Here is a 26,596-nt window from a genome sequence, read left to right on the forward strand (position 1 = left end):
ACAGAGCTGGTTTGATAAAATTTGTGATGTTCAAAGGCATAACGAACAGGTTGATTATAAGGCTATGAGCTAGCTTTGTAAAGCTATAAAGGATTTACAGATATACAAGTGATTTAACTTATTTTAACTGACCGTCAATAAACCTTCACTTGCCTTACCCGCTGAGGAGTGGCTTAAGACGGGATAAGACAAGCTCTGCTTATGTCACTCGGCTAGGGCCATCCGCACAACCCACGAGGAAGATAGGTATTATGCAACACCTAAGCTTCTCAAAAGCAACCGCCAGATGTCGTTACGTTCAACAAACTTTGCAAGCACGTTTCACTTCACTGCGCCATTCGCTCAATGACAGGACATTTTTTAGCCAGCCCTTATATACATATACCCACCGTACAGAAAATGTCCCACCATTTATAAACCCACACTTCGCAATCTGTCACTTGCTTTGAGTTTAAGCAAAGGTGTTGCTCCATGAAACCTTTCTCTGCCTATGGTAGCATTACGCTTCGCTCCATTACAACCAAAGTCAAGCGGTTTCCACAATTTTGCTCACCTACGCATCGCAAATGGCTTCAGCCTTGTCACAGCTTTTAGTCCTTCGCTCATCCCTTACAAGTCAAAACCAGCGCCAAGCCTTTGTGAAGCATTCTGAGTGACTGCACCTTTTCGGTGCTTCCTCCACTCAGACCATTTGCTCAATTCGCGTAGGGACGGTTCGCTATCTACTCTGTAGGTTAATACTTATCTTACACTCGTTATGATGAATGATATCGAGACCCTAATATTCGATTTTCAACAATCTGTTAAGGAAGTTGTACAGCTTTTCTACGATAAGTACAAACGTAAAGATTTGCTGAATGCTTGGCATCAGAGAGTCTTCCCATCAGTAGGCTGCTTTGGTAAAGTGATGAAACGCTATAACTTTCATGGAATCGGTTTGTGTGTAGAATTGAGTGATAAAGTAGTTGAATTTGACTTTGGTCCAGATGACCGTATTGATGGGTATGATGCGTGGCGCCTGTTTAATTTTGCTGATTCACAGGAAAAGCACAAAGGATTATGGACTTATAAACAGATTGATGCAGAGCTGAAGAGGTTGGAAGAAGAACAAAAGATTATCAAACTTAATGAAGATTGCAGTAATAATTATTACTGGAAGTAATTATTCTATGCATCCGCCTTGCAGCTACCTATGCACAGCCCTAGACCTCAATTCGCGCAGGGCGGTTCGCTATAATACATCATGGAAGAATATTTAATTTAACTCATCCAACTTAAATAATCAACGGTGTTCATCAGATTTATTACACGCTTCATCAATGACGATGGTGAAGAAGAAACCGGCATCTTCAACGCTTTAGGATACATAAGAGATCATCCAGCAACACAATACAATGATGCTTACTAACTTAAGTTGCTTAAAGGGTGGGGCAATGCATATTTAAAGAAGCCTACTAAATTTTCTAATGCCAGCAGTAGACACGCTACACCTATATCGTTATCATGGTTTAGGGATTCAGCAACGGAACACATAAGAAAGATACAGGAGCTTATGGATATATTAGATAGGTATCATGTCATTGTAGAAAGAGTTACAAGTAAAAATCCCGGTTACATTGTTTATGAGGATGAGTACCAAGTATCTGCTGTGCCGTTCAAAACAGACCGAGCACGAGTTAGATAGCCCTAGAATACATTCACTACACCCGCAGATAGCGTTGCGCATACAGTTTTTAATTTAACTATATTAGTGTATCATATGAGCTTACTTCAAAGAATCTTCAAGAACGCACCTGTAACCAACGAAGTTGTCTCGACTACAGGATTAAAAAAACATGTAATTGAATTCACTTTGTGGAAAGAAGACCTTCCTTTGGAAATACAATTAGAGCCAGAGTGTTTTATTTATAAGGTTGAACCAGGTAGTACTTTAAAGTTCGTTGCTGTGACCGATGACTATTTTGAGTGGGCACTACGAAGCGACAGAAAGTTAGGTGGAATACAATTGTATCCCAAAGGGAAAGGCGATTATGAAATAGAGATATATGAAAACGGTGAACTTTTAAAAGACTGGTTCAAATATATGCGCTAAGATTAACACTTCTTTAAGACGCTAAGTGCTTAAAGATCTTAACAAGTCAAAAGCAGCGCCAGCTTTTTATAAAGCATTTTGAGTACCCGCACCTGATCGGTGCTTTCTACGCTCAGACCATTTGCTTAATTCGCGCAGGACGGTTCGCAACTTATACAGTTTATTATGTACATTCGCTAGAACCATGAAGCCTTATCTAAATTACGCAGTCACCAGTTTGATTAGTATCTTGTTTGCCAGCTGTCAATTTAGCTTAAAAAGGTATCAAAATCAAGCGCTGCTTTCAATACAAAAGAGGTTTCCCGAACTGCCGATAGAAAAAGGAAAGTTTAAAGAAGGTTATGAACTTGTACGCAGTGTCGAAATCAGTCATCCAGCAGTAACGATGGCATTATATTCTCCTCAAACGTTCGAGGATAAGCAGTATGTGATTCTTTTATCAAATGCCGAAGGTCAGTGTTACGCTGTACCTTACCCTTCGCTTCGCTACAAGAGCTATTGGAACTATGTCTTTGATACCTCAAAGAAGCCTGCGCCATTAAAAGGCGGGAACTTTGAATATGAAATAAATAAAGCCTTGTCGACACTTAATCTTAATACGCAGTATGATGGAAATACGGTGCTCTCGGAAATGTTTCGGTCATTACTAGGTTGTCATTATATCAGACGGGTCGATTCCTTGGAGCTGGATCCCAAAAACGAGCGTTATAAAGGATACGCAGATAGCTGCATGGTCATGCAGAGCAAGACTTTCAAAACAATAATGAATGGGGCAAGCACAGACAAATACTGGCGAAGTATGGCTTATTGGAGCAATGACGGACGGATATTCCACTTCGACAAGTTGGATGGGCCAGATCCCAATAAGACTGCCTACTTCAAAATAAGAGTATTCAGATTACCGTGCGTAGTTGACCCTTGCGTATTTAGAATATAAGATCAACCACAACAATTAGCGACAAGTTCAGCGTCTAGAAGTTATTTTATGAGAGTTGGAAAAATCGCTTTGCTTTTAATTATAATCTGCGTTTTGTATGATTTTTTAAGTCCTACTATTAATGACTTAAAACTTAGGTATAATGGTAGGTGCACCAAAGCGGTGCCGACTTCCAATATGGTACGCATAAAGTATCACAAGGCAGAGTTGACATACAAGTTTCTCATCAATAGAGAATCGTTCGAGGGAAACTCATTGAATACGGACACTAGCATGTCTGGCGACAGTTTATGTATAATCTATTTACAAAGTAGTCCTTCTAAAGAGGGCTTTGAGATTAGTTGTTATCAGTTGGGTAGAGATGAATGGAAAAGCGGGTTTGTAACTGTATAGGGAGATATTTTATGGTCAGAGTCTATAAATGCCATGCCTGAATGAAGATAAATGCAGCATCACTTACCATCCTTAACTTATAAAAAAGCAATTCAGCGCTCAACCACTACTTTAAAAGTTAAACCCTCTACCAAGGGAGTAGTTGCTACTTGCGACAGTTGGTAAACATGGGGCTATAATAGACACTTTTATTAAAGAAAGTGTCGCAGCATTTATAGTTGCTAACACACGTTCATTTATATTGAGTATTCTTGACAAACCTTAAATTCGGCTATATGATACAAAGGCACCGGTATAGGCTTTTACTCATGCTTCTCTTATTTGCATTATGTTCTATATCCTTCATTTATACAAATAGGGAAGATAAACTTGCCAAACCGCTTTTAACCATCAAAGATGAAGCTATAACTACTGCGATTGAAGATGTAATTAGAAAGGACCCGGGTAGATTAAACGTCCTGCTCATCTTTGTAGACAGTAATATCAATAATTCACTCTCAGTTGGAATTGCAGCACTAGACAGCTTTTCTGTTGCACGCTATTTAGGGCCTCGAGTAGGAGATGTTAAAGGAGCACTTGCCTACAGGAAGCATATCTTACTGGTTTCAGGAAATGCAACTGAGAAAATCTTCGGCTACTCGGATAAAGCAATGCCAATAAATATACTTTCGCTATATGAGCTTAAGAGTAATACAGATTGAACGTCCAGCATATATTCCCACTAAATCGAAGTCGGGTGACCGTAAGTGGTTAAAGCAGCAAAGGAACCGCTACATTAGACGAACACCTATAGCTAAACCTGTTTTTACCAAGTATAAAGGTTGGGAATATTAATGCAATCTAAGAACCTTCTTATCCGCGTAATAAATAAGATAAACAGGAAAACACGGATTAATTAACCACAGCAATATGACGATCGATAACATTATTAACCATTTAAAAGATAACCTTGCTCAAACAGATATAAGGCTATTTGCTGCTGCAGGTAATAATCTTATTAGCTCCTTCGAACAAGGTTTATCCTTGAAGTTACCTGATGATGTAAAGCAGTTTTACAAGTTCGCCAATGGCTTTGCATCAGCTGAAGATCAATTCAGAATCATTCCTTTAGAAGAGATCATTGACCAAACCCGAAGACATCTCCCCAATGTTATTTCGATTGCTGAGTATATGGTTTACTGCGATGTATGGCACATAGAGGTAAATGCTGCTAACTACAATGATTACCATATTTTCAATATTGGAAGGCATAGTGAAACAGTAGTACTTAGTCATTCCTTTGCCGAGTTCCTTCATCGCTTTTTACAAGGTGGCGTATTCGAAACTGGAGGATTGTATGACTGGTATGATGAAGTTAGAGAAAACATTGACACTGAGCCTAAAGGGTTATAGGTCGATATTCAGTTTCACATTTTCTGAACACATGGCATAATGTAAACTGTACTAAATAAAAAGTGTGCAGTATAACTTCTGATTTCCTATGTTAGCTTTTAAAGGCTGAAAAGCGAAATCCCACTCCATTAATTTTCGAAAACCCACAACTACAGTTGATATGAAGGGGGTATAAAAGCCCCTTTTTTCTAAAAATGTAGTTGCAAAAGCACTTACATCTTATTCGAAATTTAACTTTTAAAGATTGAAGAGTAAAGCCGGCAACATCAATACTCAAACTAAATCAACTTACAGATTACATGACAAGGTTTATAAAACCCTTTTTACTTAATTATGTGTAGTTGTTTTTTATTGTCTCCGTCTATAGGGTAAATGGTTATCTGAATGCAAACTGCACAAAATAAACCAAGAAAAACACTAAAAGGTAACCAAAAACAAGCACAACAAACTGATTAGTAAATACCCTCCATTTGGAACGGCCCTGCTGTTCTCTAACCTTCCTTAATAGCAGAAATGAAATTAATGATGATATACCAGCAATAACGATGACGTAAGTAGCCAAACCTAGTACCACCCTCCAATATGGTGTTTGTGCAGACGGTCCAGCTAGGAAAGAAATACCTAATAAGGTTGCTGCAATCAGATTATTTAACACTACAAAAGTCCAGAGTAATGTCTCTTTATCTGATGATATAGTTTTGTTTGATGGCAGGTTTGTCAAGATGGATAAGTATTAAAAGCCTACACTACTTAATCGCCTATTTAGAAAAGGTAACCCGATGGGATAAATAACAGAATTATTCACTTTAATTAATTCTGCTATGGTAGATACATCTTAAACCCATTTCATCATTAAACGCCAAAGGCGTATATTAGTACTACAGTTCATTAATTTATTAACTCGGTTAGTTGGCTTGTACAGAATTTGTACAGACGTTGCATAAACAATCAAAAAGGGCTTAAAAACACCGCTAAGCTGATAGAACCGACGCACTCTTAATCTGTGGGTCCTGAATGCGAGCGTCAGCGGGGGTTACCCGAAACGCAGTTTCCTTACACGAAGCTGCGTTTTTTGTTTGATGGGTAAGGCTATAGGTAAAATTCGAATGAGCCGGATTAAATCTAAATGAGTTTTTAACCATTGGTTGGGAACTAATCTTTGATCCACTATTGTCTGCAACTACCCTTTTTTGGCCTTAACGATGTTTAGTGACCCTAAAAGCAGGAAAGCACTTTATGAATTCAAGACATTTTGTATTCAGCAAGCGTACTGCGAAACGGGAATATTGTAAGCTTGGTACTAAAAAGCTTACAATATTGATCAGAAGACGTCATTGAAGACGAAGTCGCTTTAGCGCCAGTCAAACTCCACTATCTGACCATTGAGTTTCCATTTAGAAGGAAACGGATTTTCCATCCAATCCAATGGCTCCCCGGTGGGCTGCACTTTTGCGGCTTTGGCAAAGGCTTCTTTAACAGCTGATTTTTGCTCAGCGCCTATTGCATCCAGCTCTGCCGAAATAAATAGCGGAGCCCCGCTTTCGGCTAATAATTGCAACCATTGCTTGTTTTTCCCCCAAGGCACATCTTTCGTCAACCCTACACAGTCGCCATCAGCTGCATAAAAGGTGTTATGCTGCGGTAAGCGGAAACCCAGTGTATTAACACCCATTTTACGGGTACGGTCCCACTCTTTTCCGCTGGTATCATCTCCGGTACGATTTATCTCGAATAATCCTGCCGAAAGATGGCTCATAGTGTTACAACCAATGATATACATATTTCCGGCAGCTTCCCTGATGGAGCGGTACAAATGGTTAATGATTTCTGCATTGGTTTTCGTCTGGTCATTAAACTTCCAGCCCGGAACAGTAAATTCATCTGCCATACTGGATCCCCAATGGCCAAAAATATCATATGAGGTAAAATCGTGTTTCACCATTTCATAGCCCCATGAGCGATACGTATGAAAGTTACTTTGTATCCGTTCAATGGTTTCCGGTACCGTAGGATCGAGTATAAAATCTTTCGTTCCTTCGTTTCTGCCTTTTATTTTAGGAGCCAGCAATTTGGGTTTATCATTATCTTTTGCCACCAGGGGCCTGGTCCATAAACCCGGGCGCATGCCCAAACGTTTAATTTCTTCGGCCATAAGGTGCATATCCTTAAACTTATCGTTGGCTTTTGAAAAGTCATCACTCACCTGCCAGCCATCGTCAATTACAGAAAATGGACGATTGGAGTTCTCCGTTACCAGATCAGCCATAAATGCTGTTTGGCTTTTGATACTGTTAAATGAGTTGTTGCCGTAAACAGCGTACCAGTCATTAATACCATACACGGGCTTTTTGGGTAGCAGGGGTTTAGTGCACATGATGCTGCAAAAGCGGGTAGCCGTTGCAAAAGGCGCTTCTCCGGTTTTACTGTCAGCCACCACAATATCAGCAGCATGAAGCGTTCTTTGTCCCAGTTTTACACCCACGCCACCGGAATGTGTATCCAGCGTCAGCTCAATAGCGTTATGGTTAACATTCCAGTAGCAAATGCTATTTGCACCGGTTTTTATACCAAAGCAGGCCGTATGGCGGGTATCGTACAAAAGCACATACCAAGGCAACTTAACGCCAGCCTGAGGGGCTTTCCATGCCAGGTCACCATAAGAACGCTCCCAGTGGTCGCCCAGCATCTCGGAATAGGAAGAAATATTGTACTTCCAGTGCAGCCTGATGCCCTGCAAGCTTGCCGTGGGCGACTGAATATAAACAGCTTTTTTATCTTTACCAGCTTTCAACTCCACGCGAATGTCGTGGTAAGAAAATATGTTACCGCCGGAGTTGGTTAATTTTACCCAATCGTCATTCACCTTGGCCCACGCCTCATCCGGATGGTTAATTAGAGTCGCATCTAAACTGCTTGCATAGGTTATTCTGCTAAACAAAGTAGCGGCAGTTGCTGTAGCCGAAAGTTTTAAAAAATGACGTCTGTTCATATAAATTGCTATCTGTAATATCGTTTAAGCAACTGATCTTTTTTATTCCCGAAGGTTTTCAATAGTGAATTATAAGTTTGCAGGATCAGTGGCAGTTAAGTTGGTTATGCTATATCTGGGTATTTGCTGAATAAGCCGCCCAAAGTTCATCAACAGTTTTACCAGTTGCATTTTTCCAGCTCTCATCAGTAAAGGTATGACTACGCAATTGTGCATCAAAGCTTTTCACGAAGTCGGGTTTTATGTTTTTTTCAATCCATACCAAAAAGCGGGCGGTAATACGATAAGCATTATCATAATTTTGGCTCGGTTTAAAGTATGGCAACTTCCAGCCAGCACCCTTATTATCTACGCCAAATTTAAAGCGGATATAATCGGCAGTACCTTCTGTTAACCATCCAGGCCCTGCCCCATTGCCGTAGTTTTGTATAATATGCATCACCTCATGGGTAACCACATCAATGTCGCCGGGATATTTTGTCATGTATTTTGAGCTAAAGGTTACTTTTCCGTCACCTGTTTCTGCTACACCGTTATAGGCAGTATCAATTACAAAGGTAACTTCCTTTAAAGTTTTTGAATTATATTCCTTTTCGAGTTTTGGATACACTTTAAAAAAGGTGTTTTCTAATTTAGCTATTTCTGAATTTGTTGAATGCAGGATCTTGATTAATAACGGTGAGTTTATATCCCTTTTTATTCATCACGCTTGTTGATTGTGCATTAACTAAGCTATCAAAAAATAATAGTAAAAAGGCACTTAGTAAGAAGATTTTCTTCATGGCTTATACAAAAGCTGCGTTTTTTGTTGGATGGATAAAGCTACAGTTAAAGTTTGAATGAAATAGAAATGCGACTTACATCATCTTATATACAATAAACGATGATAAATATTTTTAATGAGAGACTGAAACCGTTTTTTTGATCGCTCTTTCTGCACTTGCATAGTACTCTTACAATATGTGTTTTTCGCGATTTTAATGAGCGTCATTTGCAAGAGGACTAAACTGTCATAGAATGCAGACTCATTCTTTCCCCTACCAATTCACCTTAAATCTCTCATTTAATTTTTGCTACTTTTGTAAAAAGTACATCATTTAAGTTATTATGCCGACTCCATCCGTGTTAGTGACATTCGATTCGATGAAGAATGATAATTGTGGGTATTATTATTTTGGAACCGGCCTCGGAAATGCGATAATCAATCAAAACCATGGCAGATTTGATTTACACTATTATCTGCATACCAGAACCAAATATCGTTTCAACGAAAAAGTCGATATTTTATATCTTTCCAAACTTCATCAGCTATTTTTTCCGTCGCGTAATAAATTTGATCTCCTACACTTATCAGATCAAACCTGCCGGCTAAAACCCAGCAAAGTAAATGCAAAAAAAATCATGACCATTCATGACATGAATAAAGTGCATTTAAAATTTAGCAAGCCGCACCGTATCGATGTTTTTTTAGAAAAATTAGGAAAATTCATTTCGGAAGTTGATAAGGTAGTTGCTATTTCTGAATTTGTTGCTAATGATGTAAGGCATTACTTTCCGGAAGCAGCACACAAGGTGAGCGTTATTTATAATGGTGCAGACAAACTTATAGTTCCAGAAAACCATGTACCCGCATTTACGCCACAAAAACCTTTTTTGTTTACTATCGGACTCCTATCTGTACAAAAAGGATTTCATTATTTGCCTGCCCTGCTTGAAGGGAACAATTACGACTTGGTAATTGCAGGTATTGAAACGCCACATAAACAAACTATTATTCAAGAAGCCGAAAAATACGGATGCTTAGACAGGGTGCATATTACTGGCCCTGTATCTGACCTTGACAAAGCCTGGTACTTTAAAAACTGCAGTGCATTTTTGTTTCCATCACGGGCAGAAGGATTTGGGCTTCCTGTGATTGAGGCGATGCATTTTGGCAAACCCGTTTTTTTGGCGAAATACACATCGTTGCCCGAAGTGGGTGGAGAAGTAGCTTACTACTTCAACAATTTTGAACCCGAGCACATGCAAGAAGTATTTAATGCTGGCATGGCTGATTTTTTAAACAGAAACCCAATAGCAGATATTGTAAAACAAGCAGAAAAGTTTTCGTGGGATAGAGCCGCAGAGCAGTATCTGGCATTATATGAAGAGTGCTTGGGTCAGTAATGAATATGCTGAAAAAAGTTGCCGTCGTTATTCCTTTTTATCAGGAATCCGTTTCTGAGTATGAATCTATTGCTTTGGCCCAATGTAAAAAAGTTTTGGCCGCTTATCCAATAATTGCAGTTAAGCCACAAAGCTTAACGTTACCTCAAACCACTAATCCGGCTATGTTTACAGAGATTATCAGTTTTGATGACCACTTTTTTGCCGGCATTGCGGGATACAATCACTTAATGCTTTCTCATGAATTTTATGAGCGGTTTACAGCGTATGAATATATATTAATTTATCAGTTGGATGCGTTTGTGTTTAGCGACCAACTCACCTACTGGTGCAATCAGGATATAGACTACGTTGGTGCACCTTGGATCAAAAAGTTTGGCAGGCAAAATTGGCTTAAGCAATTAACGGCAAAACTTCAGCAAACCATTTCAACCAAGCTTAACCTGAAAAAAAAAGGTTTACCCAACAAGTATCAGTTTGAATGGAAAGTAGGTAATGGCGGCCTATCGCTACGCAGGGTTAAAAAGTTTTATGAGCTTAGTTTAGCCATGCCATCCCAGATAAACTTCTATTTGTCGCATCAGGCCCATCAATATAATGAAGACGCATTTTGGAGCATTGAAGTAAACCGAAAAACAAAGGTGCTGAATATTCCCAACTGGCAAGCTGGACTCAGATTTGCATTCGAAACTCACCCCGAACATGCCTATCATTTGAACGATAACCAACTCCCCTTTGGCTGTCATGATTGGGACAGTTACCTTGACTTTTGGCGACCATTTTTTAAAAATCAAGGTTTCGATATTTAATTGAAGCAAAGGCCCCCAAATTAGTATTCGCAAACTAAACATCAGAATCATGGATTGATGCTGAAGACACACTAATTTATACGGCATATCATAAATTCCCCTGACTAAAATATTATTACTATTAAAACAAGATGGCGGACATTGGATAAGTGTTCCTATTGTTAATCAATAAATTGAATTTTTTAGTCTAGTCGCCGTACAATTGCAGGCTTTTATTTTTCATGCTGAAAAATTAACGAGGCATTCATGTTTGTTGCCTATAATAATTTTTTATTTTACCTTAACAGCATTTATTAACTGACAAATACCTAAATCAATGGCAAGCTATAAACATTATTCATTCGACCTTTGGCTTACGCTCATTAAGTCGAACCCTTTGTTTAAAAAGCACCGCAGTCAGTTCTTTCATTTAAATTTCAACCGTCGGTCTATCTCACTTGAGGAAGTTGAACATATTTTCAGGCAGGTAGACATTATGGCTAATACCATTAACGAGCGTACAGGTAAAAATATTGATGCCGACGAAATGTACCTGATGGTAATAAGCTGGATGAACAATAATCAAATCAACCTGTACGATATTGATACCGACGACCTGTACCTGCAAATGGAAAATCTTTTGTTTCAGTACTTGCCGGTGGTTTATTGTAACAATACCGCCGGCGTACTGTCTAATTTAAAAGCGCAAGGCGTTACCACTAATATTTTAAGCAATACCGGTTTTATAAAAGGCACAACTTTACGCGAGGTTCTTAAACAATTGGACTTATACGATTATTTCAATTTCCAGATTTACTCAGATGAAGTAGGTATGTCAAAACCTAATTTAGCCATATTTGAATTAATGATTGACCAAGCTCAAAAGTTGACAACTGTTGAACCGAGCAGCATTGTACATGTTGGCGACAATCCGAAAGCCGATATTGAAGGTGCCCAAAAAGCAGGCATAAACGGCATACTTATCAACAGCAACCAAAAATCTATCACAAGTCTTAACCATGCAACATTACACATATTCCCTTCATAAAATCAGCAGCAATACAAGCTTTGGCTTTAGTGCTGCTGATTATAGCCGCTTTAAATTTGGCGACGATAAAGTATCTGCCCAGTTTGGCAAGGCTTTAGCTGACGGTTTTATTCAGGATGTATTAGAAACTAAGGCTATTCAACAACAACTGGTCGTAATCAGTAGCCCCTACTCATTTATACCTACAGCAACTTTTGCCATGAAAAACTACTTTGTTTTTCAATTAAACCGTTGGCTGGCCGGCAATGGCTTACCTGTAGTGCAAGAAGCTAAAGTACATCGCACTATTACTTATAAGGAAGACTATGGCGCACTGGACGCCGAACAGCGCATGAGCCTGATTAGTAACGACTCATTTCATATTGATGCAAATTTTTTAGAAGGTAAAGTGCTGTTATTTTTAGACGACATTAAGATAACAGGCAGTCATGAAAGAATGATATCAAAAATGATTGCGGAGTACAAATTGCAAAATGAAGTGCATATGCTATACTTTGCCGAGCTTGTTAACTCGAGCATACACCCCAATATCGAAAATGATCTAAACTATCATGAAGTGAAAACCATTTTTGATTTAGACAAGATCATCAACAGCGGCCAGTTTGCCATAAACACCCGTTTGGTAAAGTATATATTGAACTATGCACATCAAGATTTTTGCATATTTATTGAATATCAAAGCAAAGCCTTTATTAATCAGTTATATGATATGGCATTAGGTAATAGTTACCATACAATGGATAATTATTCGTTAAATTTGAATTACATTAAAAACTACTTATTCACAAAAAACCAAAATACACTTATACAACATGGCAATTAACTTGCAAAAAGGCCAGCGCGAAGTTATAAACGCACCTAAGTTTGTAATTGGCTTAGGCTGGGATACCAATAGCACATCAACCGGAACAGCATTCGATTTGGATGCATCTGTGTTTGTTTTGGCCGATAATAAAAAGCTGTTGTCTGATGAAAACTTAGTATTTTACAACAACCTTGTATCACCGGATGGTGCAGTTGAACACACCGGCGACAACCTTACGGGTGATGGTGCAGGTGATGACGAACAGATTAAAATAGACCTGTCTAAGATAGACCCGCGCGCTACCGAGGTATGCATTGTGATAACTATACACGACGCCGAAAACCGCCGCCAAAACTTTGGTCAGGTGCGCAATTCCTTCATCCGCATATTTGATGCTGCCACCAATGCTGATTTATTGAAATATGAGCTGGAAGAAGATTTTTCGATAGAAACAGCCGTTGAGTTTGGCCGCATTTACAAACGAAACAATGAATGGAAATTTGAAGCGGTAGGTGCAGGAATGAAAGGTGGTCTTCAGGATTATTTAAACAAATACAACTAAACCCATGGCAATTAATTTAGAAAAAGGTCAGCGCATCAGTTTACAGAAAAGTAACGGTAGCACGCTCCAAAACATATGTGTAGGCATCAACTGGGGTGCTATTGAGAAAAAAGGCTTATTTGGCTTGGGCTTTACCAAAGAGGCGGTAGACCTTGACGGCAGTTGCGCGCTGTTTAACGAAAATAAGCAACTGGAAGAGGTAATTTATTTCGGTAATCTTAAATCTAAAAACGGCTCGGTACGCCATAGCGGCGATGACCTGACCGGCGACATTAACGGAAATGACGGCTTAGACAATGAAGTAATTACCGTTGATTTATCGCAGTTGAGCCCTAGTACCACTTATGTGGCTTTTGTACTCAACAGTTTCCGCGGGCAAGATTTTGCAAAAGTTCCGTTTGCGTCTATCCGTATATTTGAAGGAACCCCTAAGCGGGTAAACGAGGTATTTGCCAAATATGATATTGCCAACGGAGCAAACTTTGCAGGCCATGTATCAATGGTTATGGGTGTTTTTTATAAACGTAACGGAGAATGGAAGTTCAATGCTATTGGCGAACCCACCAAAGACAGAAAGCTTCAAGAAACGGTGAATACGGTAATGCAGCAGTATCTGTAATAAAATTTAACGCGTTTTTGAAGTACCAACTGTAAAAGGCTAGAACTTCATTTAACTGCAAATCTAACCTTAACCACAACCATTTAATTTTTTTATGGAATTAGATACTATGCCGGCCATGCCGGAACCTAATGCTAACAGCAATAAAATAGATAAGGAAGGTAACGTTGATCTTACCCGAGTTACGCCCGATGATGTAAAAAAGTACGAGTCTGTTAATAAAGATTTGAACCCGGCTGATGTTAACTCCATCCTGAATTACGGTGCTGAAGTACAAAATTCAATGGAGAAATACAGTAACCAGTTTTTGACATCCGTACGCACATACAATTCGGGGGAGGTTGGCTTGCTCATTAATGACCTGCTTACCGAGCTTAACTACATTGATGTGGATGAGCTTAACCAAAATGCCCTTACCCGCTTTATATCAAGTATACCTTTTTTGAAGAAAATGGTATTTGATGCAAAGAAGCTGTTTCAGAAATACGATACAGTGGTTAATAATATTGATAAAATTACCAATAAAATTAAAGCAGGCAGGGTAAATTCCATTAAAGATAATGCTTCATTGCAAACCATGTTTGATAATAATGTAAGCTATATCAAGCAAATGGAAGAGCTTATTATCGCCGGGCAAATCAAACATCAGGAATTGAGTCAAAAGCTGGCCGAAATGGACGCCAACCCGGCGGCCTACCAAGACTACGAAATTGCCGACCTGAGAGACTATGTAACCCGCCTGGATAAGCGCCTGGTTGACATGAAAATGGTGCGTTTCATCATGCTGCAATCATTGGCACAAATACGGGTGGTGCAAAGCAACAACACCTCTATTGCCGAAAAAGCACAATCTATTGTATCTACCACTATCCCGGTATGGAAAAATCAGCTAACTATAGCGGTTGCGCTTTACAGGCAAAAAGAAAATGTGGAGATGCAGAAAAAGGTATCGGAAACAACCAATACCATTTTGCAGAAAAACGCAGAGTTGTTAAAGCAGAACAGCATTGATGTGGCCCGCGAAAATGAGAAAACAGTGGTATCTATTGATACACTTAAACGCACCACGCAGTCGTTAATTGAAACCCTTAATGAGGTAAAACAAATACACGAGCAAGGTGCCCAAAATCGCAAAACTTTAAATACTGAATTACAAAACTTGGAAACTGAATTGAAAAAGACAGTAACCAATGCTGGGTAATGTTTAATAATGGATGAGAATAGGATAAACATTTTAAATGCATCCAACCGCATTTTAAGTAAGCTGCAATTACTTGCGGCTTTTTTTGGCGATGATATAATTTATAATGTCTACCTGCGTAGTGTGATTATACATCAGCTGTTTGAAAACAATTCCGAATTGGATATTAATAAGCTCGACCTTTTTCATCTGCAATTTACCTCTACATTGATAGAGCTGCTTAAAAAGATAAAAAAGAGTAACGAAAAGGCTGTAACGCTTTTGTTTGACGAGATACAAGCAAACAAAGATCTTATTGCAAAGCTTGAAGAAGTGCGTTATTCGGAAGATGTATTTCGATTGGAAAAACACCGGCAAACGCTTAAAGTTAATACATCGCTCAGGCGCCTTTATGAGGTATTGAGTAATGATAGTACCGAATATCCTTTTTCTAAAAATATCAATTCATTCAGCGCCCGATTTGCTACAGACTTTTACTCACCAATAACGCCAGAGATATTTCAAAAGCTTACGCACTTTGAACCTCAAGAAGTTTATACCAACGCACACGCTATTATTCAGCGTAAACTAATGGGCTTACTTTGTAAGTATGATTTTAAAACGGAGTTTTACTGTGGATTAAAAACCGGCAACTTAATTATTGAAGTATATAAAATAACGGAACAGGAGATTTATTATATTTTTTATCCGCTACGTAATTTGTTTTTGCTATGTAATGCGGTTGAGATTAATGACATCACTTTAGCCATCACTAATGATAAACCCAACACCATTATACAAGAACTGTACAATAAAAACGACCAGTTACAAAGCAGTGCCGCTGTAACAAAAGCTTATCTTCCGTCCGAGGTAAGAAATCTTTTGGCTGAACATTATAAAAAAATATCAGATATAAGCTTTCTTCAAAACATCAGCAATTTTGAGGCCCAAGCCAACATCCTGAAAACAATGCTTAATACCGATATCATCTAATTTTACTTTTATTTGCTGCTTCCTTTTCTAAAATATAAAGTGTGATGATTGCAAATTTTCATATTTTTAGACGGTTGCAATAATTACCTAAACAAATACCATGGACTTATTACATACGCTATTAGGCGAAGACATCAAAGCAGGCTTGCTGATTATTTTGAATTTAATTGTAATTGAAAGCTTGCTTTCAGTTGATAACGCTGCCGTGCTGGCCACTATGGTTCTTGATTTGCCGAAAGAGCAGCGTAACAAAGCTTTACGTTATGGCATTATAGGCGCTTATATATTTCGCGGCATTTGCCTTTTCTTAGCGGCTTGGTTAGTTAAAATATGGTGGCTAAAACCTTTGGGCGGGTTATACCTGCTTTACCTGGCTTTCGATTATTTTAAAGGCAAAGCCGGTGGTGACGAAGAAGAAGCCGTTAATAAAAATGAGAGCTGGATATATAAATCAACAGTTGGTTTAATTGGCAACTTTTGGGCAACCGTGGCACTGGTAGAAGTGATGGACCTTGCCTTTTCGATAGACAACGTGTTTGCTGCCGTTGCTTTTACCGATCATGTATTTCTGATCTATACAGGAGTATTTATAGGCATTTTAGCCATGCGCTTTGTGGCCCAGGGTTTTGTCAAGCTCATGGAAAAATTCACGTTTTTGGAAACAATTGCCTTTATCGTGATAGGCGTTTTAGGCTTAAAGCTTTCAGCATCTTTATATACGCACTTTTACCCGGGCACGCCAGTATCAGAAGCTATTGAAGGTGAGAAAACCGATCTTTTTGTATCTATATTCACGGTAGCCATCTTTGTACTTCCGGTATTAAGTTCTGTGCTGCTTAACTTTCCTAAACGCCATACAATTAAACCTGAAGTAGCAGAAGATGCAGAGAAGGTTCTAGATAAAAGTTAATTTAAAAGAACCGAGCAACCTTTAGTCAACAACAAAATAAAGTTAATGGCTCAAGCTAAACACAAATTGACGTTTTCATAAGCTTCCGATTTTCCTAGAACCGACCATTCACCAATCGACATTGCGCTATTTGACTGTATTCTATGTTACCGAATGGATTTTGATTAACCTTTGTTAATTAAATTTGTTAATTTTGCAATAAGGCATGTGGAAAAAGTGGATTAACATATTTTTAGCTGTCTGGCTCATTAACTCGATTACTTATTTCCATTCGAGTAATCCGCTGGGCAACGACAATGAAGGTCATTCATGCTGTTCTACATCCGATTGCCTTGAAGTTAACAGCTGGGTTGATTGCCTCATCCAAGAGGCCGTAGACGATGGCGCGGACACACCTGCAAAGGCGCATAAAATCAAATCGCAACGCCGTTATGTAAACGCCCGTTCATTTAATCTTAGCGCCGATTTGGTTCATCGTCTGCTATATTTGCCTGATGCAGCACTGCAAAAGCTGGACGACGATAGCGATGAACATTATTCCATCGGTGTAGCCTTATTACCCGCCTACTACAATTTCTTATTCCGGCTCTGCCCTTTCTAACCGTATTCTTTTTATTCTCAGATTAAGGCAGCATTTATTATGCTGTAAGCACATTGCTGTGCCCTGATCTGAAACTTCTCCATTAAAATTTATTAAAAGAATACCACTACAAACATGATCAAAAGGGAACATGCATACGGTTGGCTATGGGTAATTACGGCATTACTAATGGCTGGCTGTGCATCAAAAAATAAAGAAAAATCTACGCAGGACACCCTGCAATTGCCGGTTTTAACATTAAAAGCTAAAGACACTGTACTGCAAACTGCTTATGTTGCTGATATACAGGCAAATCGAAATGTTGAAGTACGTTCCAGACTTAGAGGCTTTCTGGAAAAAATATATGTTGACGAGGGCAAGCCGGTAAGCAAAGGCCAGGTACTGTTTAAGCTGAATGATGAGGAGTATCGCGTAGCTATGTCAAAAGCCAAAGCTGCCTTAAGCAATGCAGAAGCCGCAGCTATAGCTACCCGTTTGGAGGTTGACCGCGTAAAGATGCTGGTTGACAAGAATGTCATATCCAAATCGGAGCTGGAAGTAGCCAAGTCTAAGCTGAAAGCTGATATGGCTACTATTGATGAGGCACGCTCCAACGTACAAAGTGCACAAAACCATATTGCCTATACTACTATCCGGGCACCATTCGACGGCATTATCGATCGTATTCCGTTGAAATCTGGTAGTTTAATTGACGAGGGCACACTGCTTACCAGTATATCAGATATTAATTCGGTATACGCCTATTTCAGCTTTCCGGAAAATGAGTATCTGCGCTATCAGCGTGCAAAAAATAAAAATCCGCAGGCGGATAACGATATTGTAAAACTTGTTTTGTCTGACGGTAGCAGCTATGCACATACCGGTACTATTGAAACTATTGAAGGTGAAATTGAGCAAAACACCGGCTCCATTGATTTACGGGCTAAGTTTCCAAATCCTCACAAACTTTTACGGCATGGCGCCAGCGGTAAGATATACCTGTCGGCCGATATGGACAATGCTGTAATGGTACCACAAAAATCTGTTTTTGAAATTCAGGATCAGAACTTTGTTTACCTGGTAGGGCCCGACAATAAATTGCATATGCAAAGCTTTACGCCGCTTACCCGCGTATCGCAGTATTACATCTTAAAAGAAGGCTTGAAGCCCGGCGACCGCATCCTGTTTGAGGGTACACAAAACGCCCGGGATGGTATGGTGATTAAACCAAAAACCGTTTCGCCTGTGCAAAAGCTGGCTTACCATAAGTAAGCTCCGGCTTGCCTTTTTCTTTTAACGCTGCGGGACGCATATGCTATCCTGTGGCTATGGTTTGATACATTAATTCCCCAAATATAATGTTCAATGTATTTATTAAGCGGCCTATCCTGTCGCTTGTTATATCATTAATGATAACCCTGCTGGGTGTACTGGCTTTAATTACATTGCCGGTAACCCAGTTTCCGGACATTGTGCCGCCCTCTGTTACCGTAACAGCTAATTACACGGGTGCCAATGCCGAGGTTTGTGCCAAGGCCGTTGCTACGCCACTTGAGCGTGCTATTAACGGTGTACCGGGCATGACCTACATGTCATCCGTTTGCAGTAACGACGGTTTAACCGTGATCCAGATATATTTTAACGTAGGTACCGATCCGGACCAGGCCGCTGTAAACGTGCAGAACCGGGTGGCTACCATCATCGACGAGTTGCCCGAAGAGGTTATCAAAGCAGGGGTTACCACCGAAAAAGAGGTAAACAGTATGCTGATGTACCTCAACATCATGAGCGATGATAAAAACATGGACGAAAAGTTCATTTACAATTTTACCGACATCAACGTACTTCAAGAATTAAAGCGTATTGACGGGGTTGGCCGTGCCGAAATTATGGGTGCCAAAGAATACTCTATGCGGGTTTGGTTAAAGCCTGATCGCATGATGGCTTACAAGGTATCCAGCGATGATGTGATTAAAGCTATCCGCAATCAAAACGTAGAGGCGGCCCCCGGTAAAACCGGCCAAAGTTCTGACCGTACACCGCAGATGTTGCAGTATGTATTGCGCTACCCCGGCAAATTTTTTGAACCTAAACAGTATGAAAATATTGTAATTAAAGCCGATGAAAGCGGTACGGTATTAACGCTGAAAGAAGTAGCTGATATTGAATTTGGCTCGCTCACTTACAGCATGGTGTCCAAAACAGACGGACGCCCATCTGCCTCGATCATGATTAAACAACGCCCTGGTTCAAACGCCCGCGATGTAATCAACAACATCAAAACCCGTATGGCCGAGCTAAAGGAAACTTCTTTTCCATCGGGCATGACTTATAACGTTAACTATGATGTTTCACGCTTTTTGGATGCTTCTATCCATGAGGTACTACGCACGCTGGTTGAAGCTTTTATATTAGTTTTTATTGTCGTTTACATCTTTTTACAAGATTTCCGCTCAACCTTAATCCCTGCACTGGCAGTACCGGTGGCGCTAATTGGTACGCTGTTTTTTATGCAGATGCTGGGCTTCTCCATCAACCTGCTCACTTTGTTTGCACTGGTGCTATCTATCGGTATTGTGGTAGATAACGCCATTGTGGTTGTAGAGGCTGTGCACGTAAAAATGAGCGAAGAGCATATGAGCCCCATGGAGGCAACCGTCAGCGCCATGAAAGATATTAGCGGGGCTATTGTGGCCATTACACTGGTGATGTCGGCGGTGTTTGTGCCGGTGGCATTTATGTCTGGCCCGGTAGGTGTATTTTACCGACAGTTTTCTTTAACAATGGCCATCTCCATTGTTATATCAGGTATTAATGCGGTAACTCTTACCCCCGCTTTATGTGCCATTATGCTACGCCATAATACGGATGCCAAAAAAGGTTTTATAGACCGGTTCTTTAAAGGTTTTAACACCCGTTATGATGCCGTGCAAAACAAATACTCTGGTTTCATTGGCAAGATAGCTGGCCGCAGGGTGATAACCCTGGGATTGCTTCTGCTGTTTTTTGCTGCCACGTGGGGTGTGAGCGCCATATTACCAACAGGCTTTATCCCAACTGAAGACCAAGGGATGATTTACGTGAACGTAACCACCCCGGCTGGTGCTACGGTTGAGCGTACCGAACAGGTACTCGACGAAATTGAACGGCAAACCAAAAGTATGGAAGCCATCGAGTCGGTATCTACCCTGGCTGGCTACAGCTTGGTAAACGAAGTTGCCGGTGCATCATACGGTATGGCCATGATCAACTTAAAGGGTTGGGACGACCGCAAAGAATCGCTGGATGATGTTATAAAAGAATTGCAGAACCGTACCAAAAACATTGGCGATGCTTCCATACAGTTTTTCCCGCCGCCAACCGTGCCAGGTTTTGGTAATTCCAGCGGTTTTGAAATCAGGTTGCTGGATAAAAGTGGCACGGGCGATTTACAGAAAACCGCCAGCATCTCTAACGAGTTTATTAAGGCGCTTAATGAATCGCCCGAAATATCCAATGCCTTCTCGAGCTTTGATGCTAACTTTCCGCAATACATGATTGAGGTTGACCAGCAGATGGCCGCCAAAAAAGGTATTACCATTGATAATGCCATGTCTACCTTACAAACGCTGATGGGCAGTTACTACGCATCCAACTTTATCCGTTTTGGACAGATGTATAAAGTGATGGTGCAGGCTTCGCCCGAGTATCGTTCCAAACCGGAAGACTTACTTAGTTTGTATGTGAAGAACGACAAAGGCGAAATGGTGCCTTTTTCAACCTTTATTAAAATGCGCAGAGTATATGGCCCCGAACAGCTAACCCGCTACAATATGTATACCTCGGCCATGATTAATGGCGATGCATCGGCTGGATACAGTAGTGGTGATGCCATCAACGCCATCAAACGCATAGCGGCGCAAAAGCTGCCCAAAGGTTATTCGTTCGAGTGGTCGGGCATGACGCGCGAGCAGATATTATCGGGCAACCAGGCCATCTATATTTTCATCATTTGTTTAGTGTTTGTTTACCTGCTATTGGCGGCGCAGTACGAAAGCTTGTTACTGCCTTTAGCGGTAATATTATCACTGCCAACCGGTATTATGGGGGCGTTTTTCTTCCTTAAAATTACCGGGCTCGAAAACAACATTTATGCACAGGTGGCCTTGGTGATGCTGATTGGCTTGCTGGGTAAAAACGCCATCTTGATAGTAGAGTTTGCTGTACAACGCGAACGTGAAGGCGCTACGGTATTAAAAGCTGCTATAGAAGGTGCCGTATCTCGTTTACGACCCATCCTCATGACCTCATTTGCCTTTATTGCCGGTTTAATACCGTTGTGTATAGCCAGTGGCGCAGGTGCCATGGGTAACCGCTCTATTGGTACGGCAGCAGCCGGTGGCATGTTGCTGGGCACTTTGTTTGGCTTGGTTTTAATTCCAGGGTTGTATGTAATCTTTTCCAGCTTGTCTAAAAAGAAAGATAAAAACGAACCCATTACAGAGGAAGTTCATGAAGCAGAACTAGCCAGTACTTATCATTAATCAATTATCATGTACCGATTAAAAATTCAATTATATATATGTTTTACGGCATTGTTTCTGGCAGCCTGCGGTAACCTTAAAACGGTTACCGTGGCACCGCCCGAACCAATGCCCGATACTTACGCCGGGTTAGCCGACACAAACAATGTAGCTACGCTACCCATATCCGGCTTTTTTGCCGACGAGTATTTAATTAAGCTGATTGATACTGCCTTTGCTGCCAACCCGGATGTGCTTTCAGCTTTGCAGCGTATTGAAGTGGCTAATGCCAATTTAAGGTACAACCGTTTATTGTTGTTACCTAATGTTACTGTAAATGCCAATGCCGGTTTAGAAAAATATGGCGATTATACCATGAACGGCGTTGGTAATTACGATACCAACCTATCGCCTAACATCAACGGCGACCAGCGTATACCCAACCCAACACCCGATTATTTTCTGGGCTTTCGCAGCTCGTGGGAAGTGGATTTGTGGGGAAAATTACGTAACCGGAAAAAGGCGGCTTTTAATCGCTTTTTAGCCAGTCAAAGCGGTTACAAAATGGTAACCACATCGCTTACAGCGCAAATTGCTACGGCTTATTACCAATTACTGGCCTTAGATTATGAATTGCGTGTAATTCGTAAAAACATAGCTTTGCAAAACAACGCGCTCGAGATTGTAAAAATGCAAAAGCTGGGTGGCCGGGCTACCGAGCTGGCTGTGCAGCAATTTTTAGCACAGCTAAAACGTACACAAGGCCTGGAGTACCAAACTTTGCAGCAAATTACCGAGACAGAAAACCAGCTTAACTTTTTAACCGGTCGGTTCTCAAGAGCCATACCACGCGACACATCTATCAATTCGCTGAAGCTGCCTTCGGTACTTAAAGCAGGTGTGCCCTCCCAGCTGTTGCTTAACCGGCCAGATGTGCGTGAGGCCGAGTTTCAGCTGCACGCTGCAAATGCAGATATTAAAGCGGTGCGTGCAGCATTTTTCCCTTCGTTGACTTTGTCACCATATGTGGGCTTCAATGCGTTCAGCACGTCGTTGCTGTTCAATTCTGGATCTTTGGCCTACGGTGTTTTAGGTGGATTAACCACGCCCCTATTCAACCGTCGGTTGCTGAAAGCTGATTACGCCCGTACTGTAGCCGAAGGGCAGCAAGCTTTATATGGCTATCAAAAAACTTTGCTATCCAGTTTTCAGGAAGTAATGAATAGCATGAAAAGTATTGAAAACTACAACCAGATGTACACCCACAAACAACAGGAAGTTCAGGCATTAAACAATGCCGTTTCTGTTGCTAATGATTTGTATCTGGTAGGTCGGGCTAATTACCTGGAGGTTATCACCGCACAGCGTAATGTGCTTGATGCCGAATTGGAGTTGGCCAATACTAAAAAGAACATCTTTATAGGTGCCATTAATTTATACCGCTCTGTTGGCGGTGGCTGGAAACGGTAAATAAGTTTACAATAGATATTTAAGTTCCTTCAAAACGCAGCCTTTTGTACAAAGGCTGCGTTTTTTTATACAAGGAAACCAGAAGGCAGCAGGTATAAAAAGTTTGGACAATACCGGTGTCAACCGAAAGCTCATGCTATAGAAAGTGTATTGTAATGGATTAACAAAATTGGTTCAAATTACTTTAACCACCACCTGGTTCTATTTACGGCTTAGGTAAAGCTTTCTTTATAGCACATTACCTTTCTGCCATTCAAAACACAATTCAATTTAATTTTTAAGATTAGATCACTACAAAAAATGCTATTTTCAACAGTATAGGCTAAATTATAATGTGAGTTATTATATAAAGGTTAAATTTGCAGCCAAACGTCGCAATGGTTAAGTTATTTGTAGTAGGTTTTCCCAGGGATATGGGAGAAATTGAATTGGAACAATTTTTTAGCAATGAGGGTATGGTGAAGCGAATTACCATTATCCGGGAAATGCAAACCGGCATCAGTAAAGGTTATGCTTTTGTGGAAATGATGGATCTGACCGGCGCTGAGCGTGCTATTAAAGCACTGGATGGGCTTGCCATTGGCGATCGGGTTATGAGCGTTCGCATTGCCGAACAAAAGCCAACAGAGCGGATGGAAACAACACCTAATCGCATCAATTTTGCTAGCCCAAACAACAGGCAATTTCAAAGGCCCGCCGCGCAACCAAAAGCAAAACGCCCGCGAAGACCAAGGAACAATTAAGTTCAGTACAAAAGCTTTACCACTAGCTTATTTACCATCTGGCCACAATCATGGGTTTATAGCATTGAGTTTAATAGGATTCTTGTTTTTTTATGATGGTGACTTGTTCACTTATAATAAAAAAACATTACCATGGATTAGTTTTCTTTTAACTGCAAAGATCTGTTCCAATTTCTAACCTGTTACTGTAATAATCTAAAGCTGATTTTATTAAATTTTGTAGCAGTTTAGTCACTTTTACTTTCACCTTCATTTGGGGGTATCTGTTTAATAATTCCAGAAAAGATGATTTGGTCACTTACGTTATCGGTTGAGGTTCGGCCTATGCCCTGCAGCCATATTAACTGCCCATCATTAAACCGTTTATGCAGATAGGTAAATTTATAATCTTTGCCGCTTTCTATGGCGCTTTGCATACCTTTCACAACATGTTCTCTAAACTCGTGGGTAACTTGCGCTATAACCCGCTCAAACGGTATAGGTTCTTTGCTATCCCAACCTAATATTTTTGCATATATAGAGTTATGAGACAAAACCCTGGTGTTAGGATTGACGGACCATGTTCCAATATTGGCAGCCATAACTGCTTGATTTAAAATATGCTCTGATAGTTCTAACCTCCTTTTGGCATTGATATGATCGGTAATATCTACCGCGATGATATAAATACTATCGGTAACACCTGAATGGAGTTGAACAGGTTGATAGATCATATCAAAATGGCGGGCCTGATACACTTTATCAACATTTAAAAACGCGCGTAAATCCGAATTACGATAAGCAACACCTGTTTTGCGCACATCATCCAAAATTTCAATAAAGGGCTGCCCTTTCAACTCGGGCAAAGCAACCGCTAGTGGTTTATTTAAAACGCCATCATCTTTACCCCAATACTCAATAATTTTTTTATTTGCTGTTTCCACGACATGGCTAGCTCCCCGTAACACCGCTATCGCAATAGGGGCATTGTCTATCAGTTGGCGTTGCCGTGTCTCACTTTCCAAAAGCTTGTCCGTTCTTTCCAGAACGCGGTGCTCTAAATGCTCGTTAAGTTCTTCGAGCTGGCGTTTGGTTTGGGTTAATTCATCATGGCTCTCTGCCAGGCTTTTAATAGCCTTGCTTAACTTCACATTCGCCTCAGCCAAATCTTCGGCCATAGTTAGTTCTCTGAAAATAGCTTGCTCAATTTCGTCCTTATTCAGCACCCGCTCTGTGATGTCTTTCAAATAAATTAATAAATACTTGCATATACCATTATCAACAATAGGCATTATTTGTATATCCCACCAGCTCGAATTATCACTTTTTATGGTTCCAAAAGGTATATTATATTGCAGTGGTTCCATTCTTACAACCCTTTGGTTATTAATAGCTTCATAAAAAGCTTCAGAAAGCAGCGCTGGTCCATCTCCACCTGCATTTTTAGGATCAAAGGCCTGCCAGAATGTTAATCCGCGCAATCTCTTTTTTTGGGTGTAGGTGGCTACCTCATAAGCCTTATTGTAAGTGATGATGGTAAAGTCAGGAATATTTGCCTTTAAGATAACTGTTGGCGTTAACGTTTCGAGTAGCGCTATAAATAAGGGGTTATCAAATACTTCTTTATCAGCTATGTTTAGCTTATTTATATCAGATATTTGCGATTGACAGAACATCTCCCATCCATCGTAGCCACAAAAGATAGAAAGCACATTTAAAGTAAAAAGAGATGGCGGAAACTTGCTCTGCACAAAACCATATAAACGTTGAAGTGCCGAATCGCTTACAGCAAGCTTTGTTTTCACAAGTATGGTAAAAGACAAACCCCTACAGTCTGCCGCAGCCAGATCTGTAATACCAGCCAGTGACACGGTTAGAGCCTTTAAAGCTTCTAAATGGATAGGGTTTGGTTTTATGAACATAATGTGGCAAGTCAGGTGGTTTTCACATTTACCCCTGCCTTGGCTATATTTTTTAAGTAGTCAAGAGCAGTGTATACAAATTAAATAACCGCAATGATATAACGAAGACTTAATATGTATCAATTATCTGATACTGGAACTGCAAGTACTTAAAGAAGAGATGGACTATTGCATAATAAGATAATACGTAATTATTTATTCTTCAGTTTTGTAAGGTAGAGCAGCGGTTTTGATAAAAATACTAAGAAAGTTTGCGTTCATAACCAATCCATCTCACAGAAGATAACACCCTGCACAACAACACTACTTTGCAAACATTAAAGGTAGCGTTAGAAAAAAGCATCGTTGCTGTATAAATTTTACAGATACAGGTAACTTCCGTCAAATTCAACCACTAGTCTCTATTATTTCTAGCGCTGGCATTCTAAATGAAAGTTTAATGTCTACTAAACTTAATGTCAGCAATTGCCCATAAGCTACATCTCTCTACCAATAGGCTATTGTTTTTACCACTTGCCGCCGTCAG

The 26,596-nt window shown here is 40.2% G+C and carries 23 protein-coding genes; 19 read left to right on the forward strand and 4 right to left on the reverse strand.

The genetic code is table 11. From position 1 onward, the window contains the following. The first annotated feature begins 757 nt into the window (after window positions 1–757). The 5 genes from GPM24_RS10625 (at window position 758) to GPM24_RS10645 (ending at window position 4,814) form a co-directional block, all read left to right on the forward strand. On the forward strand, window positions 758–1,162 hold the full coding sequence (locus GPM24_RS10625; RefSeq protein ID WP_158826735.1) for a DUF6896 domain-containing protein: 405 nt from the start codon (window positions 758–760) through the stop codon (window positions 1,160–1,162). Between the two features lie 597 nt (window positions 1,163–1,759). Next, the gene (locus GPM24_RS10630) at window positions 1,760–2,092 is read left to right on the forward strand and encodes a hypothetical protein (protein ID WP_158826736.1); all 333 of its coding nucleotides are present in this window, start codon (window positions 1,760–1,762) and stop codon (window positions 2,090–2,092) included. A 184-nt stretch (window positions 2,093–2,276) separates the two neighbouring features. Next, window positions 2,277–3,029, forward strand: coding sequence for a hypothetical protein (locus GPM24_RS10635; RefSeq protein ID WP_158826737.1), 753 nt, complete (start codon window positions 2,277–2,279; stop codon window positions 3,027–3,029). Between the two features lie 701 nt (window positions 3,030–3,730). Further along, the gene (locus GPM24_RS10640) at window positions 3,731–4,123 is read left to right on the forward strand and encodes a hypothetical protein (RefSeq protein WP_158826738.1); all 393 of its coding nucleotides are present in this window, start codon (window positions 3,731–3,733) and stop codon (window positions 4,121–4,123) included. A 208-nt stretch (window positions 4,124–4,331) separates the two neighbouring features. Further along, window positions 4,332–4,814 (forward strand): SMI1/KNR4 family protein, encoded by a 483-nt coding sequence (locus GPM24_RS10645; RefSeq protein ID WP_158826739.1) that lies wholly within the window; start codon window positions 4,332–4,334, stop codon window positions 4,812–4,814. Window positions 4,815–5,190: 376 nt separating this feature from the next. Here GPM24_RS10645 and GPM24_RS10650 read toward each other — a convergent pair whose 3' ends face one another. The 3 genes from GPM24_RS10650 to GPM24_RS10660 all read right to left on the reverse strand — a co-directional run bounded on the left by GPM24_RS10650 (window position 5,191) and on the right by GPM24_RS10660 (window position 8,413). Further along, on the reverse strand, window positions 5,191–5,535 hold the full coding sequence (locus tag GPM24_RS10650) for a hypothetical protein (protein WP_158826740.1): 345 nt from the start codon (window positions 5,533–5,535) through the stop codon (window positions 5,191–5,193). Between the two features lie 630 nt (window positions 5,536–6,165). Continuing rightward, window positions 6,166–7,803 carry a hypothetical protein gene (locus GPM24_RS10655; protein ID WP_158826741.1) on the reverse strand — a complete coding sequence of 546 codons (1,638 nt, stop codon included), beginning with the start codon at window positions 7,801–7,803 and terminating at the stop codon, window positions 6,166–6,168. A 109-nt stretch (window positions 7,804–7,912) separates the two neighbouring features. Next, on the reverse strand, window positions 7,913–8,413 hold the full coding sequence (locus tag GPM24_RS10660; protein WP_233268787.1) for a basic secretory protein-like protein: 501 nt from the start codon (window positions 8,411–8,413) through the stop codon (window positions 7,913–7,915). Window positions 8,414–8,910: 497 nt separating this feature from the next. Here GPM24_RS10660 and GPM24_RS10665 point away from each other — a divergent pair, with 497 nt between their 5' ends. The 14 genes from GPM24_RS10665 (at window position 8,911) to GPM24_RS10730 (ending at window position 24,169) form a co-directional block, all read left to right on the forward strand. Next, window positions 8,911–9,969 (forward strand): glycosyltransferase family 4 protein, encoded by a 1,059-nt coding sequence (locus GPM24_RS10665; RefSeq protein ID WP_158826742.1) that lies wholly within the window; start codon window positions 8,911–8,913, stop codon window positions 9,967–9,969. Between the two features lie 5 nt (window positions 9,970–9,974). Then, complete coding sequence (locus GPM24_RS10670) at window positions 9,975–10,778, forward strand: DUF5672 family protein (RefSeq protein WP_158826743.1); 804 nt, start codon at window positions 9,975–9,977, stop codon at window positions 10,776–10,778. A gap of 316 nt (window positions 10,779–11,094) precedes the next feature. Continuing rightward, entirely contained in the window at window positions 11,095–11,805 is a 711-nt protein-coding gene (locus GPM24_RS10675; protein ID WP_158826744.1) for an HAD family hydrolase, read from the forward strand. Then, entirely contained in the window at window positions 11,777–12,628 is an 852-nt protein-coding gene (locus GPM24_RS10680) for a phosphoribosyltransferase family protein (RefSeq protein ID WP_158826745.1), read from the forward strand. The genes GPM24_RS10675 and GPM24_RS10680 overlap by 29 nt, the downstream gene beginning before the upstream one ends. Further along, on the forward strand, window positions 12,618–13,172 hold the full coding sequence (locus GPM24_RS10685) for a TerD family protein (RefSeq protein ID WP_158826746.1): 555 nt from the start codon (window positions 12,618–12,620) through the stop codon (window positions 13,170–13,172). The genes GPM24_RS10680 and GPM24_RS10685 overlap by 11 nt, the downstream gene beginning before the upstream one ends. A 4-nt stretch (window positions 13,173–13,176) precedes the next feature. Beyond that, the gene (locus GPM24_RS10690) at window positions 13,177–13,791 is read left to right on the forward strand and encodes a TerD family protein (protein ID WP_158826747.1); all 615 of its coding nucleotides are present in this window, start codon (window positions 13,177–13,179) and stop codon (window positions 13,789–13,791) included. 94 nt (window positions 13,792–13,885) lie between these two features. Continuing rightward, on the forward strand, window positions 13,886–14,992 hold the full coding sequence (locus GPM24_RS10695) for a toxic anion resistance protein (protein WP_233268789.1): 1,107 nt from the start codon (window positions 13,886–13,888) through the stop codon (window positions 14,990–14,992). A 9-nt stretch (window positions 14,993–15,001) separates the two neighbouring features. Next, complete coding sequence (locus GPM24_RS10700; RefSeq protein ID WP_158826748.1) at window positions 15,002–15,964, forward strand: hypothetical protein; 963 nt, start codon at window positions 15,002–15,004, stop codon at window positions 15,962–15,964. Window positions 15,965–16,064: 100 nt separating this feature from the next. Further along, a complete protein-coding gene (locus GPM24_RS10705; protein WP_158826749.1) occupies window positions 16,065–16,874 on the forward strand; it encodes a TerC family protein in 810 nt (269 codons plus the stop codon). Window positions 16,875–17,079: 205 nt separating this feature from the next. After that, window positions 17,080–17,475, forward strand: a complete 396-nt coding sequence (locus GPM24_RS10710) for a hypothetical protein (protein ID WP_158826750.1) — start codon at window positions 17,080–17,082, stop codon at window positions 17,473–17,475. A 114-nt stretch (window positions 17,476–17,589) separates the two neighbouring features. Further along, a complete protein-coding gene (locus GPM24_RS10715) occupies window positions 17,590–18,726 on the forward strand; it encodes an efflux RND transporter periplasmic adaptor subunit (protein WP_158826751.1) in 1,137 nt (378 codons plus the stop codon). Between the two features lie 86 nt (window positions 18,727–18,812). Beyond that, window positions 18,813–21,977, forward strand: coding sequence for an efflux RND transporter permease subunit (locus tag GPM24_RS10720; protein ID WP_158826752.1), 3,165 nt, complete (start codon window positions 18,813–18,815; stop codon window positions 21,975–21,977). A gap of 9 nt (window positions 21,978–21,986) precedes the next feature. Continuing rightward, the gene (locus GPM24_RS22200) at window positions 21,987–23,426 is read left to right on the forward strand and encodes a TolC family protein (RefSeq protein WP_233268791.1); all 1,440 of its coding nucleotides are present in this window, start codon (window positions 21,987–21,989) and stop codon (window positions 23,424–23,426) included. A gap of 377 nt (window positions 23,427–23,803) precedes the next feature. After that, window positions 23,804–24,169, forward strand: a complete 366-nt coding sequence (locus GPM24_RS10730) for an RNA recognition motif domain-containing protein (RefSeq protein WP_158826753.1) — start codon at window positions 23,804–23,806, stop codon at window positions 24,167–24,169. A 227-nt stretch (window positions 24,170–24,396) separates the two neighbouring features. Here the strand turns inward: GPM24_RS10730 and GPM24_RS10735 are convergent, their stop codons facing one another. After that, window positions 24,397–26,070: a PAS domain-containing protein gene (locus GPM24_RS10735; protein ID WP_158826754.1), complete on the reverse strand. Its 1,674-nt coding sequence runs from the start codon at window positions 26,068–26,070 to the stop codon at window positions 24,397–24,399. Window positions 26,071–26,596: the final 526 nt, after the last annotated feature.

It is taken from the genome of Mucilaginibacter lacusdianchii, assembly GCF_009770985.1.
Lineage (GTDB): Bacteria > Bacteroidota > Bacteroidia > Sphingobacteriales > Sphingobacteriaceae > Mucilaginibacter > Mucilaginibacter lacusdianchii.

Coding starts and splice junctions, on each gene's coding strand:
- GPM24_RS10625 (WP_158826735.1), top strand. CDS start 758: ATGATGAATGATATCGAGACCCTAATATTCGATTTTCAACAATCTGTT.
- GPM24_RS10630 (WP_158826736.1), top strand. CDS start 1,760: ATGAGCTTACTTCAAAGAATCTTCAAGAACGCACCTGTAACCAACGAA.
- GPM24_RS10635 (WP_158826737.1), top strand. CDS start 2,277: ATGAAGCCTTATCTAAATTACGCAGTCACCAGTTTGATTAGTATCTTG.
- GPM24_RS10640 (WP_158826738.1), top strand. CDS start 3,731: ATGCTTCTCTTATTTGCATTATGTTCTATATCCTTCATTTATACAAAT.
- GPM24_RS10645 (WP_158826739.1), top strand. CDS start 4,332: ATGACGATCGATAACATTATTAACCATTTAAAAGATAACCTTGCTCAA.
- GPM24_RS10655 (WP_158826741.1), bottom strand. CDS start 7,803: ATGAACAGACGTCATTTTTTAAAACTTTCGGCTACAGCAACTGCCGCT.
- GPM24_RS10665 (WP_158826742.1), top strand. CDS start 8,911: ATGCCGACTCCATCCGTGTTAGTGACATTCGATTCGATGAAGAATGAT.
- GPM24_RS10670 (WP_158826743.1), top strand. CDS start 9,975: ATGCTGAAAAAAGTTGCCGTCGTTATTCCTTTTTATCAGGAATCCGTT.
- GPM24_RS10675 (WP_158826744.1), top strand. CDS start 11,095: ATGGCAAGCTATAAACATTATTCATTCGACCTTTGGCTTACGCTCATT.
- GPM24_RS10680 (WP_158826745.1), top strand. CDS start 11,777: ATGCAACATTACACATATTCCCTTCATAAAATCAGCAGCAATACAAGC.
- GPM24_RS10685 (WP_158826746.1), top strand. CDS start 12,618: ATGGCAATTAACTTGCAAAAAGGCCAGCGCGAAGTTATAAACGCACCT.
- GPM24_RS10690 (WP_158826747.1), top strand. CDS start 13,177: ATGGCAATTAATTTAGAAAAAGGTCAGCGCATCAGTTTACAGAAAAGT.
- GPM24_RS10695 (WP_233268789.1), top strand. CDS start 13,886: ATGGAATTAGATACTATGCCGGCCATGCCGGAACCTAATGCTAACAGC.
- GPM24_RS10700 (WP_158826748.1), top strand. CDS start 15,002: ATGGATGAGAATAGGATAAACATTTTAAATGCATCCAACCGCATTTTA.
- GPM24_RS10705 (WP_158826749.1), top strand. CDS start 16,065: ATGGACTTATTACATACGCTATTAGGCGAAGACATCAAAGCAGGCTTG.
- GPM24_RS10710 (WP_158826750.1), top strand. CDS start 17,080: ATGTGGAAAAAGTGGATTAACATATTTTTAGCTGTCTGGCTCATTAAC.
- GPM24_RS10715 (WP_158826751.1), top strand. CDS start 17,590: ATGATCAAAAGGGAACATGCATACGGTTGGCTATGGGTAATTACGGCA.
- GPM24_RS10720 (WP_158826752.1), top strand. CDS start 18,813: ATGTTCAATGTATTTATTAAGCGGCCTATCCTGTCGCTTGTTATATCA.
- GPM24_RS22200 (WP_233268791.1), top strand. CDS start 21,987: ATGTACCGATTAAAAATTCAATTATATATATGTTTTACGGCATTGTTT.
- GPM24_RS10730 (WP_158826753.1), top strand. CDS start 23,804: ATGGTTAAGTTATTTGTAGTAGGTTTTCCCAGGGATATGGGAGAAATT.
- GPM24_RS10735 (WP_158826754.1), bottom strand. CDS start 26,070: ATGTTCATAAAACCAAACCCTATCCATTTAGAAGCTTTAAAGGCTCTA.